Raw genomic sequence first — 16,695 nt, 5'->3', positions numbered from 1 at the left:
GCCTATCTGTGCTACGGAGGAGAATTGTGTAAATACCGCAAGAAAAAATGTAGAAGCCAAGGGCTTCCAATTTGAAACAAAGGGAATGATTCCTCCCCACTATGTACCCTCCGATTCCCCCTTTGTACAGAATCTTCTCTCTGTTTATGAGAAGGTGACCGGATTAAAGGGAGAGTGCCTGGCAATCGGTGGCGGTACCTATGTGCATGATGTGGAAAATGGCGTAGCCTTCGGAGCGGTTCTTCCGGATGTGGACACCAGAATGCACGGGGCAGATGAGTGGATTAAGGTAAAGGATTTACTTTTGGCGGCAGAAATTTATGGAGAGGCAATTTTGGCGCTTTGCCAATAATCCGGCGAAGCACCGGGATATTTATGGAAGATAAAATGACAGAAGCGATTGTGAAAAACGAGGCTCTTCCGAAAGAGAACTATAAATCAAACGGTTCCGGGGAAGAGTTGAAGAATGAAAATATTATAGAAATCAAGGGGCTTGGCAAGACCTTTAAAACCGACGGTGAGGACTTTGTGGCATTAGATCAGATTGATTTGTCCATCCGAAGAGGAAGCATTCAGGGTATTATCGGTCTTTCCGGTGCCGGAAAATCCACCTTGGTTCGTTGTATCAACTACTTGGAAAAGCCCAGTAGCGGACAGATTTATTTCCGGGGGCAGAGCCTGGGCTCCATGAAGCAAAGGGAAATTCTTGCCATGCGGCAGAACATGGGCATGATTTTCCAGCAGTTTAATCTTCTGGAACAAAGGAATTTATTGAAGAATGTCAGCTACCCCCTGGAAATTTCCCATAAGGGCGGTCCTATTTCCTACGTTAAGAAAAGGAAGGCAAGACTGGAGAGGGCGAAGGAGCTTTTGGCGATGGTGGGTTTAGAGGGAAGGGAGTACAGTCACCCTTCCCAGCTTTCCGGAGGACAGAAGCAAAGAGTAGCCATCGCCAGAGCTTTGGCGACAAAACCGGAGGTGTTGCTCTGTGATGAGGCGACCTCTGCCCTGGATCCTAAAACTACAGAGCAGATTCTGGAATTGCTGAAGAAGATCAATCGGGAGATGGGGGTGACCATTATTTTGATTACCCACCAGATGTCCGTGATTGAAGCCATTTGTGATGAGGTGGCCATTATCGATCACAGCCGGATTGCGGAAGCAGGCCCGGTGAAGGAGGTTTTCCGTTCTCCTAAGTCGGAAATCGGAAGAAAGCTGATTTTGGGAGAGGGAGAGAAGGAAACCCGATTCGGTACCGGAAAGCGCATTCGTTTGGTTTTTGACGGACGTTCCGCCCATGAGCCTGTACTTTCGGAAATGATTCTTTCCGCCAAGGCACCGGTGAATATTCTCTTTGCCAATACCAAGGATGTGGATAATATTGCCATGGGGCAGATGATTATAGAACTGCCGGAGAATCCGGAGGATGAATTCCAGATTCTCAGCTTCCTAAAGGAAAGAGGAATTCTGTATGAGGAGGTGCATTCATGAGCATGAGTTTAAAGGAGCTTTTGGCACTTTTTTCCAAGGAGACATTGGCAACCTTATATATGGTAAGTATTTCCACTTTGATTTCCTATGCCATCGGTATCCCTTTGGGGGTGATTTTGGTGGTAACGGAGGAGGGCAGTATTGCACCGAATAAGATTATTCATGGGATTCTCGGATTTTTCACTAACATTTTCCGAACCATCCCCTTCCTGATTCTTTTGGTTATGGTGCTTCCCATCACTAAGGCTTTGGTGCATACGACGCTGGGACCTAAGGCGATTATCCCGCCTCTGGTAATTGCTTCCGCACCCTATATAGCCAGAATGGTGGAATCTTCCTTGAAAGAAGTGGACAGCGGAGTGATTGAAGCGGCGAAATCCATGGGATCCGACAGCTTTCAGATTATTTTTAAGGTCTTGCTTCCGGAGGCCAGACCCAGTCTCTATGTGGGGGCGGCAATTTGCATGACCTCTATCCTTTCTTATTCCGCTATGGCGGGCTTTGTAGGGGGTGGCGGTTTGGGAGCCATTGCCTTAAACTATGGTTACTATCGTTACCAGACGGATATGATGCTGATTGCAGTGGTGGTGCTGGTAGTTATTGTTCAGTTGGTACAGGAATTCTGGATGAGACTGGCGAAATACAGCGATAAAAGAGGAAAGTTGAATTAAGAAATTTAGACCATTTAGCAGTCTTTGGAAAAGCCGGGATAGAGGCTTTAGGGAAATTTTATAAAATTGAATTAAATTCAGAGTTCTTGCTTTTTTCTATTTTTTCTTATACCATAGGGGAGTTGAAAAGGACTTTTCAACAGGGAGCACACCCGAGGAATAGAGTAGAAGAACATTTTCCTATGGGAAGGAAAGGATTCTCCCTAATGGGAGAGAAAGAGGAGTTTTATGAAAAAGAAAATTGGCGTGATTGTGGCATCCCTTGCTTTGGCCTTTGGGCTTGTAGCATGTGGAGGACAGAAGGCAGAAACTAAGGCGGAGAGTGAGAAGCAGACTGAGGCGGCTTCTGAAAAGGCTTCCGAGAAGGCCGGAGAAACAGAGAAAGCTACAGAGAAGGCTGAAGCGGGAGAGACCGTAAAGATTAAAATCGGTGCTACACCCAGCCCCCATGCAGAGATTTTAGAGGCTGCAAAGGATGCTTTAAAGAAGAAGGGCGTGGAAATCGAAATCGTTACCTACAACGACTATGTACAGCCAAACCTGGCTACAGATCAGGGAGAAATCGATGCCAACTACTTCCAGCATCTTCCTTACTTAGAGGAGTTTAATAAGGAAAAGAATACCAAGATTGTTTCAGTAGGAAAGGTTCACTATGAGCCATTCGGAATCTATGCAGGACAGTCCAAGGATTTAAAGGAGCTTAAGGACGGCGCTAAGATTGCAGTTCCCAACGATACTACAAATGAGGCAAGAGCATTGTTACTGCTTCAGGACAACGGTATCATCAAATTAAAGGATGGGGCAGGTCTTACCGCAACCAAGCAGGATGTGGTAGAGAATCCTCACAACATCGAGTTATATGAGGTAGAGGCTGCACAGATTCCTCGTTCTTTGGATTCCGTAGACTTTGCTTGTATGAACGGAAACTTTGCACTTCAGGCAAACCTTAAGCCATCTGATGCTTTAGTTGTGGAGAAGGCTGATTCCGAGGCTGCTCAGACTTACGCAAACATCGTTGCCGTAGCAGAGAAGAATAAGGATGCAGAGTGGGCAAAGACTCTTGTGGAAGTATTACAGTCCAAGGAAATTCAGGACTTTATCAACAAGAAGTATGATGGCGGAGTAGTACCTATTCAATAAAAACAAAGTGAACATGGGACTGTGAAAAAGCGGAAAGGGGAATCCCGACTTCCCTTTTTCATAGTCCCATTTTGATTATCAGAAGGGATTTTTGTATATGAAAAATAAAGACATGAGAAGGGTGGCAAGAAAATTTTGGAGGGAAAATTGGTTTACGATTTTTCTTTCCTATATAGCAGGATTATTGGGCTTCGTTCTTTTGACCATGCTCTTTTCTTCTCTCCTTAACCCTTTCATCCTTTTTACCGGAGATTTTTCTTTGGGAGAGCTAAGGAGAGGAATCAGTCTTAGCCTTACAGGAATCCTTTTTGCTTTATATGTTTTTGTGTGTATTTTTTACTTTATTGTATTGGGATTCTCTTTTCGAAAAATGTTGCTGGAGATGTCCAGGGGAGAAAAGAAGGTGAATGCCGCTATGATTTTTTACGGCTTTCATCCTAATTCCTTCCCTCTGTTGGGAAGAATGCTGGGCTTTAGTATCTTGGCTTTTCTCTTTTCTACGGTGATTTCCTTAGGGCAGGAAGTGATAGATTACTTCTTGGGAGAAGGACTCATTTACTGGTCTTATTACGGAGTAAGCTTAGCGGTTTTAATCTTCTTCTCCCTTTTCTTCGATATGACCTTCTTTACCGTCTGGGATGGAGAGGGAAATAGCCTTTGGCAGAATATGAAAAAAAGTGTTGCGGTAATGAAGGGCCAGAAGTTCTCTTATTTCCGTCAAATTCTGTATTTTTCTTTGGTAACTTCCGTTGCCGGATTTATTGCGGTAATGTGGTCCTTTATTCTAAAATCTCCGGCTTTACCCATTTTTGTGTTGTTTTTGTATTTATCCATTTATCTGCTTCCTTACATGGGCTTTGTGCAGGCTTTAATTTATCGAAAGGGAGCAGGGGATTTTTCAACGATAAGCGCTACGAACAGAGACGCCTATCAGAGACATGAAGAGCCTGCGGTTTCCGAACAGCAGCCCTCAACAGTCGAAGGAACTCCTACAGAACAGTCCGTAACATTTGAAGGAGCTTCTACAGAACAGTCCGTAACATTTGAAGGAGCTTCTACAGAACAGTCCGCAACAGTTGAATCTGCTTCTACAGAACAGCCCGCAATAGTTGAATCTGCTTCTACAGAACAGTCCGCAATAGTTGAATCTGTTTCTACAGAACAGCCTAAGGAAAATGAAGGAGGCTTTTCTGTGGTAATCTCCGAGGACCAGGAAGAGCGAAACTTGATTGGAGTGTCGGAGACTGCCGGGGGAGGAATGGAAGCCGGCGGGGTGGAGCAAGATACCGCTGCCGCAGGAACGGAAGCCACAGAGGTGAAGCAGGAGACTGCCATCGAAAATAAGCCTGAAAGCGATGAGGAAAATAAGCCTGAAAGCGATGGGGAAAGCAAGCCGGGAGCCGATGGGGAAAGCAAGCAGGACCCCAATCATAAAATGAGTTTTGAAGAAGCCAGAAGACAGTATACTGACTATGAGGAATAAGGAGGAAGTATGAAGTGCCCCTTTTGTAACGCGGAGGATACCCGAGTCATTGACTCCCGTCCGGCTGATGATAATACGGCCATCCGCAGAAGAAGACAATGTGAGGTTTGCGGAAAGCGTTTTACCACCTTTGAGAAGACGGAAACCCTTCCCTTTATGGTGGTGAAAAAGGACGAAAGTCGCGTGCCCTATGACCGTTCCAAGCTGGAAGGGGGAATTCTTCGTTCCTGCCATAAGCGCCCCATTTCTCCTAAGCAAATTTCCGCCTTGGTGGATGAGATTGAAAGTGTAATTTTTCATCAGGAGAGTAAGGAGGTCAGCACCGATACCATCGGGGAAATGGTGATGGAAAGGTTGAAAAACCTGGATCAGGTGGCCTATGTGCGTTTTGCCTCTGTCTACAGAGAATTTAAAGATATCAACACCTTTATGGAGGAAATCGGAAAGCTTCTCGGAGGAGGCTTAAAGACGGAGGGAAAAGAACTTGAAAAATAAGACATTTGCACTGTTTCCCTGTTTTTCCATCTCTTCCATCTACACCTTAGACTTTGACAAGCTGTATCAAAAGGGCTATCGAGCATTGCTTTTTGATATTGATAATACTTTGGTGTTGCATGATGAGCCTGCCAGAGATGAAACGGTCGCCCTGTTTCACCGGATGAAGGCTGCCGGTTTTAAAACTGCGGTGCTTTCCAACAACGGAGTAGAAAGAGTGGGGGCATTTCAAGCCAGGATTCATGCGGATTTGGTTATTCCCAATGCGGGAAAGCCTAAAGCGAAGGCGTACTTACAGGCAGTGGAGCAGTTTGGGATTAAAAAGGAGCAGGCGCTCTTTTTCGGCGATCAGCTGTTTACGGATATCTTGGGCGGAAATCGTGCGGAAGTACCTACTGTACTGGTAAAGCCTATGGGGAAGGAAAAGTATTTTCATATTCTTCTTAAAAGAATTTTGGAAAAACCCTTTCTTTTAGCTTATCAGAGAAATCATGCTCTTTTTCAAGAAGAAATTACTGCAGTAGTATAGCTGAAGGGGAAAAGTTTCCATACAAAAAAGCGTACATACAAAGAAGCATAGACACAGAAAAAATACAGATATGGGACGTTCACAGCGGAAAAGGAGAAGAGGGAAAATGGGAATGATTGTACCTTTAACAGGGGATTCTGAAAAGGATTTTCTAAGGGATGCCAAGGCATTAGCCCTGCATCCCCTGTATCCGTTTCTTTACGGGGTGGAAATTCGCTATGACTGTCTGAAAAAGCGTGAGGAGAAGTTAGGAAACTTTCTGGGAGAGCTTCGGAGAATTTTAGGAGACAAGAAGCTGATTTTCACCATTCGTACAGAGCGTCAGGGTGGTTTCTTTCCCTATGATAAATCTTATTTCCAACTGAATATGATGGCCATGGAAAGCGGCTATCCGGATTATATCGATTTAGAGGTGGAGCTGGACGGTAAAGGACGGCAGGCTTTTTTAGACTGCCACGCCATGATTTTGCAACTGGGAGGAAAATGCATTGCCTCCTACCATGATTTTCAAAAGACACCCGGCCGGGGAGAATGTAGAGAGATTCTCAGCGCTCTGGCCTCCTATGGAACGGACACGGTGAAACTGGCCTGTATGCCAAGACAGGAAGCGGATGTTTTGAATCTTATGCTGGCCTCTCGGGAATGGAAGGATAAGCATCCGGAAAGAAACTTAATCTGTATGTCTATGGGGGAAATGGGAAAGAGCTCCCGGGTGTTGGGAAGTCTTTCCGGCTCCAAACACAGCTTTGTGCAGGCCTTTTCCGCCTCCGCTCCCGGCCAGTTCGCTATAGAAGAATATATGAAGCTTTGGCGAAAAATGGAGGGAAGAAAAAACATTGCCCTGATCGGTTTTATGGGAAGCGGAAAAACAACCTTAGGGGAGATGCTTTCCCAAAAGCTTTCCCTTCCTTTGGTGGAGCTGGACAGAAGACTGGAAGAAAGCTTTTCCATGCGGATTTCCCAGTATTTTAAACAGTATGGGGAAGAACGTTTTCGGAGAGAGGAAACAAGACTTTTACGGGAAGTGCTGACGGAGGAAAATAAGCTGTCACAAGACTTGCAGGAGGATTTTCCTGCAGTTTCCCCGATAAGAGAGGAAGAGAAAATTCTCTATGAGGGACAGGCGGAAATGATTCTATCCCCGGGAGGCGGAATTGTACTTCGGGAGGAAAATCGTAAGCTTTTACAGGAGCATTGCTTTACCGTTTATCTGCAGCTCTCTCCCAAGGCGGTACTGGAAAGACTGGAAAAGGAAGCGGAGAATCGACCGGTATTACAAAACAAGCTGGATCTTCGTTCTATAGAAAAGATTATGGAAGAGCGGGAGAGCCGCTATCAAGCCTGTGCCGATGCGGTGCTATCCGTGGAAGGGAAGACTGTGGAGCAGTGTCAGGAGGAAGTGCTGAAGCTATTAAGGGAAGAAGGCCTTTTTTATTTTCCTGAATTCTGTCAAAAAGCGAAGGAAATCTAAAGGAAGAAGAAAGAAAATAAAAGATTTTAATCTTTTGGAGAAATGCTGGGATTTATAAAGGAAATGTGCTATTCTTGCAAAGAATTATCATTTTCAACAAAAGGAGAGATTATGAAACGGAAAAATTTAGTTCTTGCTTTGGCGATTTTAAGCAGTTTGACTCTTGCGGCTTGCGGCAATAGCGGAAAGACAGAAACCAAGGTTTCTGCAGAAACAGAGGCAACAACAGAGAAGGCTACAGAAAAAGCTGCGGAGAAAGCATCCGAGAAAGCAAGTGAAGCGGCGGGAGAGCAGAAGGCAAGCAATTTTTCCGTATCCGATAAGAGTTTGGAATTTACTGCAGAGAATTTAGCTTTGGAGTCTGTGGACAGTTCTATTTTCGGGGAGAAGGACTTAACCGTTCTGAATGTATGGGGAACCTTCTGCGGACCTTGTATTCAAGAGATGCCGGAGCTTGGAGAATGGCAGAGAAGTCTTCCGGACAATGTACAGATTATCGGCTTGGTGGCTGATGTGGCCGGAAAAGAGGATGCGGATCATATTGAGCTGGCAAATACCATCTTGGATAAGACCAATGCGCACTTTACCAATATTATCCCCAACAATGATTTTGCGGAATTACTCTCCGGTGTAGTTGGCGTTCCCACCACTTTCTTTATTAATAAGGAAGGTAAGATTGTAGGAAAGCCTATTGTGGGAGCCCAGGTTCCTAAGTATAAGGCTTTTGTGGAGGAGTATTTGAAAACGCTGGCTTCTTAGAGGAGAGCTTTTCGCAAAAAATATCAGCGAACTATTTGCAAAACTCTTTCGTGAATTTTTCGCAAATTATCAGGGTCATTTTCGTAGAAAAATTTTTCCTTTAGAAAGATTTTATTATTGACAAAGGGCTTTGTATTTAGTAATATGAACAGGTCGCAAAAAACGCGACAGGGGGTCTTAGCTCAGCTGGGAGAGCATCTGCCTTACAAGCAGAGGGTCACAGGTTCGAGCCCTGTAGGCCCCAGTATTCGGTCCGGTCTGCGTATTATGCGCAGCCTGGGTCGGACATTTTTTTCTAAGGCGAGATAGCTCAGCTGGCTAGAGCACACGGTTCATACCCGTGGTGTCGAGGGTTCAAGTCCCCCTCTCGCTACGATAAATCGAAACGATTTCCGTAAAAGGGACGTTTCGATTTTTTTGTTCTTAACAAGGAAATTGCCTTATTCCGGAGAAAGGAAGAGCATGAAAGATCTTTGGCAGAAATTTCTTCGAATTTATCATAAATACAGCTATGCCAATGTCCTATGGATCGGCATTATTTATCCCCTTTGGTTTAAGTCCATCGAGTCCAGAGTGACGGTGGCTACCGGATATCACATAATGCATACGAAGATCGATGAAATGATTCCCTTTTGCGAGTATTTCATCGTGCCCTATTTTATGTGGTTTCTCTATATTTTTCTGGGAATTCTATATTTTCTTTTTACCAATAAAGAGGACTTTTATAAGGTTTGTTTGTATCTTTTTATCGGGATGATTTTTAGCCTCTTGATTTGTGAAATCTATCCCAACGGAACGGATTTACGTCCGCCTTATATCAGCGATAAAAATATTTTCCAAGTCATGGTAGCCGGCTTGTATCGTGTGGACACTCCCACCAATGTTTTTCCCAGTATTCATGCCTACAATTCCATCTGCATGCATGTGGCGATTATGAAAAGTAAGGATATCCGGAGTCTGCGCTATGGAAAAGCGGTGGTTTGGGGCTCTTTTCTTTTGTGTCTTTTGATTTGTATGGCAACACTGGTGCTAAAGCAGCACTCTATTTTAGATGTGGGAGGAGCAATCCTTTTATCTTTTATTGCCTACGGCTTTGTGTACGGCTACCCCAGTTTTCGTTTATGGAAATATCTGGAGAAAAAATATCCTTGCCTTATGCAGGAAGAAGGATAGTATAGAAGAGGAGTTACAGATGGAAGGATTTCATTTTTGGAAAAATGCCATCGGACATTTTAAAACCATTACAAAGCATAAGATTTTGGTGATGCGCTACTGCTTTTCCATTGGGCTGTATAAGCAGGGCTTGCTCCATGACCTGTCCAAGTACAGTTGGACGGAATTCAGGGTGGGTATTCGTTTTTATAAGGGCTATAAAAGTCCCAACGGCGTAGAGCGGATTGAAACGGGAACCTCCACGGCTTGGTTGCATCATAAGGGAAGAAACAAGCATCATTTTGAATATTGGTGTGACTATGATTTACAAGACCCTAATCGTATGATAGGCTGTCCTATGCCTTATCGTTATGTGGCGGAGATGTTTTGTGACAGAGTGGCCGCATCGAAGAATTATCAAGGGGAAAAATACAGGGATGACAGTGCTTACATTTACTATAAGCCGATGAAGGATTCTCCCTTGATTCATGAACGGACAAAAAAAGAACTGGAAGAATTGCTGTTGCTTTTAAAGGATAAAGGAGAGAAGGAATGCTTTGCCTTTCTTCGAAAAGAAGTAAAGAGGCGGAGAAGAGAAAAGGATTTTTTCTAAAAGAAAGGGGAGTGCAGTATGGCAATCGTTTACGACAAGGAAAAGGGGCTTATTAGTTTACATAGTAGAAACACCAGCTACCAGATGGGCATTGGTCCCTATGGGCATCTTTTGCATTATTATTACGGCAAAAGGGGAGAAGGGGATTTTTCCTACCTCTTCCAGTATAAGGATAGAGGATTTTCCGGTAATCCCTATGATGCAAATGCAGACAGAACCTACTCCATGGATACCTTGGCCCAGGAGTATTCTTCCTTTGGAAATGGAGATTATCGTATTCCGGCTTGTAGCATTTCCGGCTCTGACGGGGAGGGGATCTTAGACCTGCGCGTTGACCGAGTAGAGATTTTTTCGGGTAGATCCCATCTGGAGGGACTTCCCCATGCCAAGGCGGTAGAGGAATGTGAAACCCTTCGCATTTTCCTAAAAGAAGAAAGAAAGAGAGTGGAGCTGGAGCTGGATTACATTCTCTATCCGGATGAGGATGTGATTGCCAGAAATGCCAGAATCAAAAATATTTCCGAGGAGGCTCTTTTTGTGGAGCGTCTGGATTCCCTCTCCCTGGACTTTTCCTATGGAGATTATGATCTGATTCATTTTTCCGGAAGGTACGGGATGGAGCGTCTCTACCGTAGAGAACCCTTGCAGCAGGGCGTAAAGCATATTGCCTCCATGAGAGGAAGCAGTAGCCATCAGGAAAATCCCTTTGGTATTTTAGCGGGAAAAAATACCACGGAGCATAGCGGAGATTGCTATGGCTTTGCCCTTTTGTACAGCAGCTCCTTCCATCTGGATGTGGAGAGGGATTCCTACCGGGGAACCAGAGTTTCCCTGGGAATGCAAAATGACAATATGCACTACTTGCTGGAAGCGGGAGAAGAACTGCAAAGCCCGGAGGCTATCTTAAGCTTCGGGGATGGACTTAGCGCCTTAAGCAATCAGCTACAAAGCATGGTGAAGAAGTATATTGCGGCAACATCTCCTTTACCCTATTTTCCCATTTTGCTGAATTCCTGGGAAGCCTGCTACTTTAATTTTACCGGAGAAAAAATCATTGAGCTGGCAAGAGAAGGAAAATCCCTGGGCATGAATCTGCTGGTGATGGATGACGGTTGGTTCGGAAAGAGAGATACGGATTTCTCCGGTCTGGGAGACTGGGTGACCAATGAAGAGAAGCTGGGAATGAGCCTGGAAAGCCTTGGACACAGACTGGAAGAAGAGGGGATGCATTTCGGCATTTGGATTGAGCCGGAAATGGTCAATGAAGACAGTGCTCTTTACCGCGCTCATCCGGACTATGCCTTGCAGATTCCCGGAGAGTCTCCCATCCGTTCCCGTTCTCAGCTGGTGCTGGATTTTTCCAGAAAGGAAGTGGTGGACGCAGTATTGGAAAGCCTGATTTCCTGCTTCCGTTCCGTGCCCCTTTCCTACATTAAAATGGATATGAACCGAAGCATTATGGACGTATATTCCCATGGGGTGAATTTCCAGGGAAGAGGAAAGATTTTGCACCGCTATTGTCTGGGACTATACCGTTTTCTTTCCGGCTTAAAGGAGGCATTCCCCAACGTATTAATTGAGGGATGCTCCGGTGGAGGCGGCCGTTTCGACCTGGGAGCGCTCTATTACACGCCTCAGATTTGGCTTTCCGACAATACGGATGCTATTGAGAGATTGGAAATTCAATACGGTTCCTCCTTCCTTTATCCCATCCAATGTATGGGTGCCCATGTTTCGCAGGTGCCGAATCACCAGACCGGACGTGTGGTACCTATGAATACCAGAGCTATCGTGGCTATGAGCGGAAGCTTCGGCTATGAACTGGATCCCAAGGATTGCCGGGAAGAAGACAGGGCGGAAATCCATAAGCAGATTGCCGTTGTGGAGGAGCTGGAGTCCTTAATGAAGGAGGGAAGCTATTACCGCCTCAGCGGTTACGGAGAGACGGGAGGCTATACCCCACAGTCCGAGGACAGGGTATCCGGAAAACGCTTTACCGCCTGGTCCTTTGTGTCTCCTGATAAAAAGAAGGCCAGCCTTTCCGTGGTATGGCGGGATAAGAACTTTAATGGAGCCAATGAAATCCTTTATTGCAAAGGCTTAAAGAGAGAAGGAAAATACCGCCTACGCTTACTCTTACAGGGCGGTTCCTTCCAAGATGAAGCCTTTGTGGAAAGCCTCCTGGAGAGAACGTACAGCGGGTTTTCCTTGATGGAGGTTGGTCTTCCTCTTCCGGAAGGAAAAGGAGAGTACGACAGCTTCTTGCTTCTTATGGAAGAGATTTAGAAAAGAAAGTATTTTATTTTAGAAAAAACAATAATTAAGAGAAGCAAATTTGAAAAGATTGCTTATGCAAGAGAGTTTGAAAAAGATGTAGACAGAAAGGTTTAAGAAAAATGTTGATTTCCACGAAGGGGCAGTATGCCCTACAGCTTATGATTGACCTGGCAGAACATAACGGGCAGGGCTATATTCCCCTGAAGGAAATTGCGGCAAGGCAGGATATCTCCGAAAAATATCTGGAGAGTATCGTTAAGGTTTTGGTAAAAAAGGAGCTTTTGCTGGCCTTAAGGGGAAAAGGAGGAGGCTATAAGCTGAAGAGGCCTGTAGCGGAATATTCTCTTTTGGAAATCCTTACCGCCTTGGAGGGCTCTCTTTCTCCCGTTTCCGATCTGGAAAAAAGAAGAGGAAGTCTTGGGGCTTGTAAAACCTATCCGGTATGGAAGGAACTGGATCGGATGATTCAGGAGTATTTCCAGGAAAAAACACTTCTGGAGTTGGCTATCCCGGATCTGGCCGGAAATGATTTTGTTATATAAAGAGCTGTTAAAAAACAGTGGACTATTGCAGCATAGACCTGAAATGGGGCACGCTCTCGCTAACTTCGCCACGTAGGGGTACTAAGTGAAAAACTTCATGGGATTCGTTTTTCACAAGTACCCACGGGCTCAGATTACCCCTTTTTCAGGTCTATACTGCTTAAGTCCCTCCACGGCATTTTTGTTTACATTGGTGAGAGATTGCCTCTGTTTCGGACCTATACAGCTTTGAAAAAGTAATGCATCTGTTTGATGGCTCTTTTTTGACAAAATCCGGGAAGGGTATATAGTATAGACAATCCTAAAAAAATATATAAATCCTATAATCCACATAAACATACTTGACTAGTATGTTTATGTGGATTATACTTTTTGCGAAGAAAATGCTTCAATATTTTATCTTGTAAGAGATAGTGCTTTTTGGAGAAGAAGTTTTACAAAGTAAAGAATGTACAGAGTAGCAGATTTACAGAGAAGAAAAGGAGAATGCTATGGGAAAGATTTATCATGCAGCGGAAGAATTGATTGGACGTACTCCGATTTTGGAGCTTAGCCATATCGAGAAAAAGGATGGTTTGGAAGCAAAGCTTTTGGCGAAGCTGGAATATTTTAACCCGGCAGGCTCTGTAAAGGATAGAATTGCCAAGGGGATGATTTTGGATGCAGAGGAAAGAGGTCTTTTAAAGCCCGGATCCGTAATTATTGAGCCCACCTCAGGAAATACAGGAATCGGTTTATCCTTAGTAGCGGCAAGCCGAGGCTACAGAATCATCATTGTAATGCCCGACACAATGAGTGTGGAGAGAAGAACCCTGATGAAGGCTTATGGCGCAGAGCTGGTGCTGACAGAGGGTGCTAAGGGAATGAAGGGTGCCATTGCCAAGGCAGAGGAACTTGCGAAAGAAATTCCCAACAGTTTTATTCCCGGTCAGTTCGAGAATCAGGCTAACCCCAAAACCCATGAGAAAACCACAGGCCCGGAAATCTGGGAGGATACTGACGGTAAGGTGGATTATCTGATTTCCGGAATCGGAACAGGAGGAACCATTACAGGGATTGGCAAATATTTGAAGGAAAAGAACCCTGCTGTAAAGGTAATTGCGGTAGAGCCTGAGGATTCCGCAGTGCTTTCCGGTAAGGCTCCCGGACCTCATAAGATTCAGGGAATCGGTGCAGGTTTTGTTCCTGACACTTTAGACACGAAGATTTATGATGAAATCATTACTGTTTCCAATGCGGATGCTTTTGCAACAGGAAGACGTATCGGAAAAGAGGAAGGCGTTCTGACCGGAATTTCCTCCGGAGCGGCTGTACATGCGGCAATTCAGATTGCAAAGCGCCCTGAGGCAAAGGGAAAGAACATTGTCATCATCCTTCCGGATTCCGGAGACCGTTACCTTTCTTCTCTGCTTTTTGCCGACGAAGCCTAAAGCATAAAAGGAAGTAGGAAATATCACAGTGAAATCATCGCTTCTATAGCAATATAGCTCTAAAGCGGGGCACGCTCTCGCTAACTTCACCTCATAGCTGTACTAACATCAAGCTTCATTTCATTCGCTTTCTGTAAGTACAGACGGGTTCAGATTACCCCTCTTTAGAGCTATATTGCACGAAGCTATTCATGGACTGTATATTCCAGACTTCCTTTTTTAGTTGTCTAATTGTGGTATGGTTGAAGTCTATAGCAGTGCTGTGGATTTAGAATTAGGAATATAGCCTTAGCTGACTTTCGATTGACAAAGCTGATAGACTGCATGAGAATAGAGAGGCTTTACAGTATAGAGCAGAAGGATATTTTCCACTGTAATAGGATAAGACGTTTCGTGGAATTGTGTATGAGAGAGTAAAAAGTAGGAGAGAGTAGAAAGGGAGAGGTGGCTTTATGGTTTTAGAAAGAATCAATAGCCCGGAGGATTTGAAGCAGTGTTCCATGGGAGACTTGAATACCCTTGCAGAGGAAATGCGGAATTTTCTGATTGAAAGAGCCAGTAAACACATGGGACATGTGGGACCGGACTTAGGTTTTGTGGAGGCGACTATTGCTCTGCACAGAGTTTTTGATGCCCCGAAGGATAAGATTGTCTTTGATGTTTCTCATCAGACCTATCCCCATAAGATGCTGACAGGTAGAAAAAAGGCTTATATGGAAGAGGCTTCCTATGATGAAGTGGGACCCTATACCGACCCTAAGGAAAGCCCCTATGATTTGTTTTCCATCGGACACACCTCAACCTCCATTGACTTGGCACTGGGACTAGCCAAAGCCAGAGACTTACTTTCCGGAACGGAAAAGGTGGTGGCGGTAATTGGAGACGGTTCCCTTTCCGGCGGAATGGCTCTGGAAGGATTAAGCATTGCGGGAGAGCAGGAGAGCCAATTACTCATCATTTTAAATGATAACGAAATGTCCATTGCGGAAAATCACGGAGGCATGTATAAGGGTTTGAAGCGCCTTAGGGAAAGTAATGGTCAGGCAGAGGATAATCTGTTTCGGGCTATGGGACTGGAATATCTATATGAGGAGCAGGGAAATGATGTGGAGTCTTTGGTAAAGGCCTTGGAAAAGGTGAAAAGCTATGAAAAGCCGGTGGTGCTTCACATTCATACCGCAAAGGGTAAGGGACTTAAGTTTGCGGAGCAGGATAAGGAAAGCTGGCACTGGCATCTGCCCTTCCATTTGGAAACGGGAAAAACCAGAGAAGAATACGATTTTCCTGGGGAGGATATCGGAGAACTTACAGCAGAATTTTTGCTGGCGAAAATGAAGAAGGATCCGGCGGTTTTGGCCATTACCGCAGGAGTGCCCGGTGGCATGGGATTTCATGAAAAGCAAAGAAAAGAGGCGGGAAAGCAGTTTGTAGATGTGGGGATTGCGGAGCAGACAGGAGTAACCCTTGCTTGCGGTGCCGCAAAAAATGGAGCAAAACCTGTATTTTTCACATCCGCTACCTTCCTGCAAAGAGCCTATGATCAGATCTCCCAAGATGCAGCCATCAATTCCCTTCCCATCACCATGGTGGTAAACAGCGCCTCTATTTTGGGAATGCGGGATAAAACCCACCTTGGACTGTATCTTTTGGCCATGGCCAATTCCATCCCGAATCTTTTAATCTTTGCGCCGGCCTTTAAAGGAGAATATTTCTCTTTACTGGATTGGGCTTTAGAACAGCAGGAGAATCCGGTACTGATTTTTGCACCGGAAGGAAATGTGCTGGAGGACGAAGCGCCGGTAAAGAAGAGCTTCTTCCCTGTTTCCTATCAGGAAATCCAAAGAGGACAGAAGGTCGCCATCTTTGCAACAGGCTCCTTGTATGAAGAAGGGAGAGAAGGGGCGAAAAACTTTGAGAAAAAGACCGGTATTAAGCCCAGCTTAATTAACCCCGGTATTCTATCTCATTTGGATAAAGCGTATCTGGAAAATCTGGAAAAAGACCATGAGTTGGTGGTAGTCTTAGAGGACGGCATTTTGTCCGGAGGTTTTGCAGAGAAAATTGCTTCCTTCTATAGCCTAAAGCCAATGAAGGTACTAAGCTTAGGTCTGGAAAAAGAATTCTATGACAAATATGATTTGGAAGCCTTGATGAAAGAATATCATATGGATAGAGAATCCATGGTGGAGCGGATTCTGGAGGTGCTGTAAAATAATATTGAAATCCAAAAGATTTCTAAGCAATATAGGTCTGAATTGGGGCACGCTCTCGCTAGCTTCGCCACGTAACAGTACTAACTTCAAGCTTCGCTTTGCTTGCTTTCAGTAAGTACTGACGGGCTCAGACTACCCCATATTCAGACCGATATTGCCGAAATCTTTTTATTTTGATTATTTACAGCGCCTTTTTCATCCTATGCATTCGAAATAGTTTTACGCTAAAAGAAATAAAAGAGTTTGTAAAACAAAAATTAATGCATAGACAAAAGCTTAATTGTTTTACAAACTCTTTTATGTCACCAAAAAGCTTGCATAACATGAAGAGATTTGCGATGGTTTTCTGGCAGTATAGGTCTGAAAGGGGGTAGTCTGAGCCCGTGGGTACTTGCGAAAAACGAAGGAACTGAAGTTTTTCGCTTAGTA

At 44.7% G+C, this 16,695-nt stretch carries 15 protein-coding genes and 2 tRNA genes; all 17 read left to right on the top strand.

All coding sequences use genetic code 11. The features are described from left to right. The coding region (locus tag RYL27_RS06985; RefSeq protein WP_314966156.1) for a M20/M25/M40 family metallo-hydrolase at positions 1-352 on the top strand (352 nt) is incomplete at its 5' end. A 35-nt stretch (positions 353-387) separates the two neighbouring features. Then, positions 388-1,491, top strand: coding sequence for a methionine ABC transporter ATP-binding protein (locus RYL27_RS06980; protein ID WP_314966154.1), 1,104 nt, complete (start codon positions 388-390; stop codon positions 1,489-1,491). A 2-nt stretch (positions 1,492-1,493) separates the two neighbouring features. Further along, positions 1,494-2,162, top strand: coding sequence for a methionine ABC transporter permease (locus RYL27_RS06975; RefSeq protein WP_040649557.1), 669 nt, complete (start codon positions 1,494-1,496; stop codon positions 2,160-2,162). 228 nt (positions 2,163-2,390) lie between these two features. Beyond that, positions 2,391-3,302, top strand: coding sequence for a MetQ/NlpA family ABC transporter substrate-binding protein (locus tag RYL27_RS06970; protein ID WP_314966152.1), 912 nt, complete (start codon positions 2,391-2,393; stop codon positions 3,300-3,302). A gap of 97 nt (positions 3,303-3,399) precedes the next feature. After that, complete coding sequence (locus RYL27_RS06965) at positions 3,400-4,785, top strand: hypothetical protein (RefSeq protein WP_314966151.1); 1,386 nt, start codon at positions 3,400-3,402, stop codon at positions 4,783-4,785. Positions 4,786-4,794: 9 nt separating this feature from the next. After that, on the top strand, positions 4,795-5,280 hold the full coding sequence (gene nrdR / locus RYL27_RS06960; protein ID WP_007157908.1) for a transcriptional regulator NrdR: 486 nt from the start codon (positions 4,795-4,797) through the stop codon (positions 5,278-5,280). Then, a complete protein-coding gene (locus RYL27_RS06955) occupies positions 5,270-5,809 on the top strand; it encodes a YqeG family HAD IIIA-type phosphatase (protein WP_314966149.1) in 540 nt (179 codons plus the stop codon). The genes nrdR and RYL27_RS06955 overlap by 11 nt, the downstream gene beginning before the upstream one ends. A gap of 106 nt (positions 5,810-5,915) precedes the next feature. Further along, complete coding sequence (gene aroD, locus RYL27_RS06950; protein ID WP_314966147.1) at positions 5,916-7,280, top strand: type I 3-dehydroquinate dehydratase; 1,365 nt, start codon at positions 5,916-5,918, stop codon at positions 7,278-7,280. 111 nt (positions 7,281-7,391) lie between these two features. Further along, entirely contained in the window at positions 7,392-8,039 is a 648-nt protein-coding gene (locus RYL27_RS06945) for a TlpA family protein disulfide reductase (protein WP_314966144.1), read from the top strand. Positions 8,040-8,210: 171 nt separating this feature from the next. Next, positions 8,211-8,283, top strand: a tRNA-Val gene (locus tag RYL27_RS06940). Positions 8,284-8,338: 55 nt separating this feature from the next. Next, positions 8,339-8,412: transfer RNA gene (locus RYL27_RS06935), tRNA-Met, on the top strand. An 89-nt stretch (positions 8,413-8,501) separates the two neighbouring features. Next, the gene (locus tag RYL27_RS06930; RefSeq protein ID WP_314966142.1) at positions 8,502-9,212 is read left to right on the top strand and encodes a phosphatase PAP2 family protein; all 711 of its coding nucleotides are present in this window, start codon (positions 8,502-8,504) and stop codon (positions 9,210-9,212) included. A gap of 19 nt (positions 9,213-9,231) precedes the next feature. Next, positions 9,232-9,804 (top strand): DUF5662 family protein, encoded by a 573-nt coding sequence (locus RYL27_RS06925; protein WP_183683189.1) that lies wholly within the window; start codon positions 9,232-9,234, stop codon positions 9,802-9,804. Positions 9,805-9,822: 18 nt separating this feature from the next. After that, on the top strand, positions 9,823-12,090 hold the full coding sequence (locus RYL27_RS06920) for an alpha-galactosidase (protein ID WP_314966140.1): 2,268 nt from the start codon (positions 9,823-9,825) through the stop codon (positions 12,088-12,090). A gap of 110 nt (positions 12,091-12,200) precedes the next feature. Beyond that, positions 12,201-12,623 carry an RrF2 family transcriptional regulator gene (locus tag RYL27_RS06915; protein WP_314966138.1) on the top strand — a complete coding sequence of 141 codons (423 nt, stop codon included), beginning with the start codon at positions 12,201-12,203 and terminating at the stop codon, positions 12,621-12,623. A gap of 491 nt (positions 12,624-13,114) precedes the next feature. Further along, on the top strand, positions 13,115-14,053 hold the full coding sequence (gene cysK, locus RYL27_RS06910; RefSeq protein WP_314966136.1) for a cysteine synthase A: 939 nt from the start codon (positions 13,115-13,117) through the stop codon (positions 14,051-14,053). Between the two features lie 452 nt (positions 14,054-14,505). Further along, positions 14,506-16,263: a 1-deoxy-D-xylulose-5-phosphate synthase gene (locus RYL27_RS06905; RefSeq protein ID WP_314966134.1), complete on the top strand. Its 1,758-nt coding sequence runs from the start codon at positions 14,506-14,508 to the stop codon at positions 16,261-16,263. Positions 16,264-16,695: the final 432 nt, after the last annotated feature.

Origin of the sequence: Oribacterium sinus (assembly GCF_963537195.1) — a bacterium.
In the GTDB taxonomy this organism is placed as follows: Bacteria; Bacillota; Clostridia; order Lachnospirales; family Lachnospiraceae; genus Oribacterium; species Oribacterium sinus_A.
The sequence above is the reverse complement of the archived record's forward strand: the minus strand, read 5'-3'. Positions and strand labels throughout refer to the sequence as shown.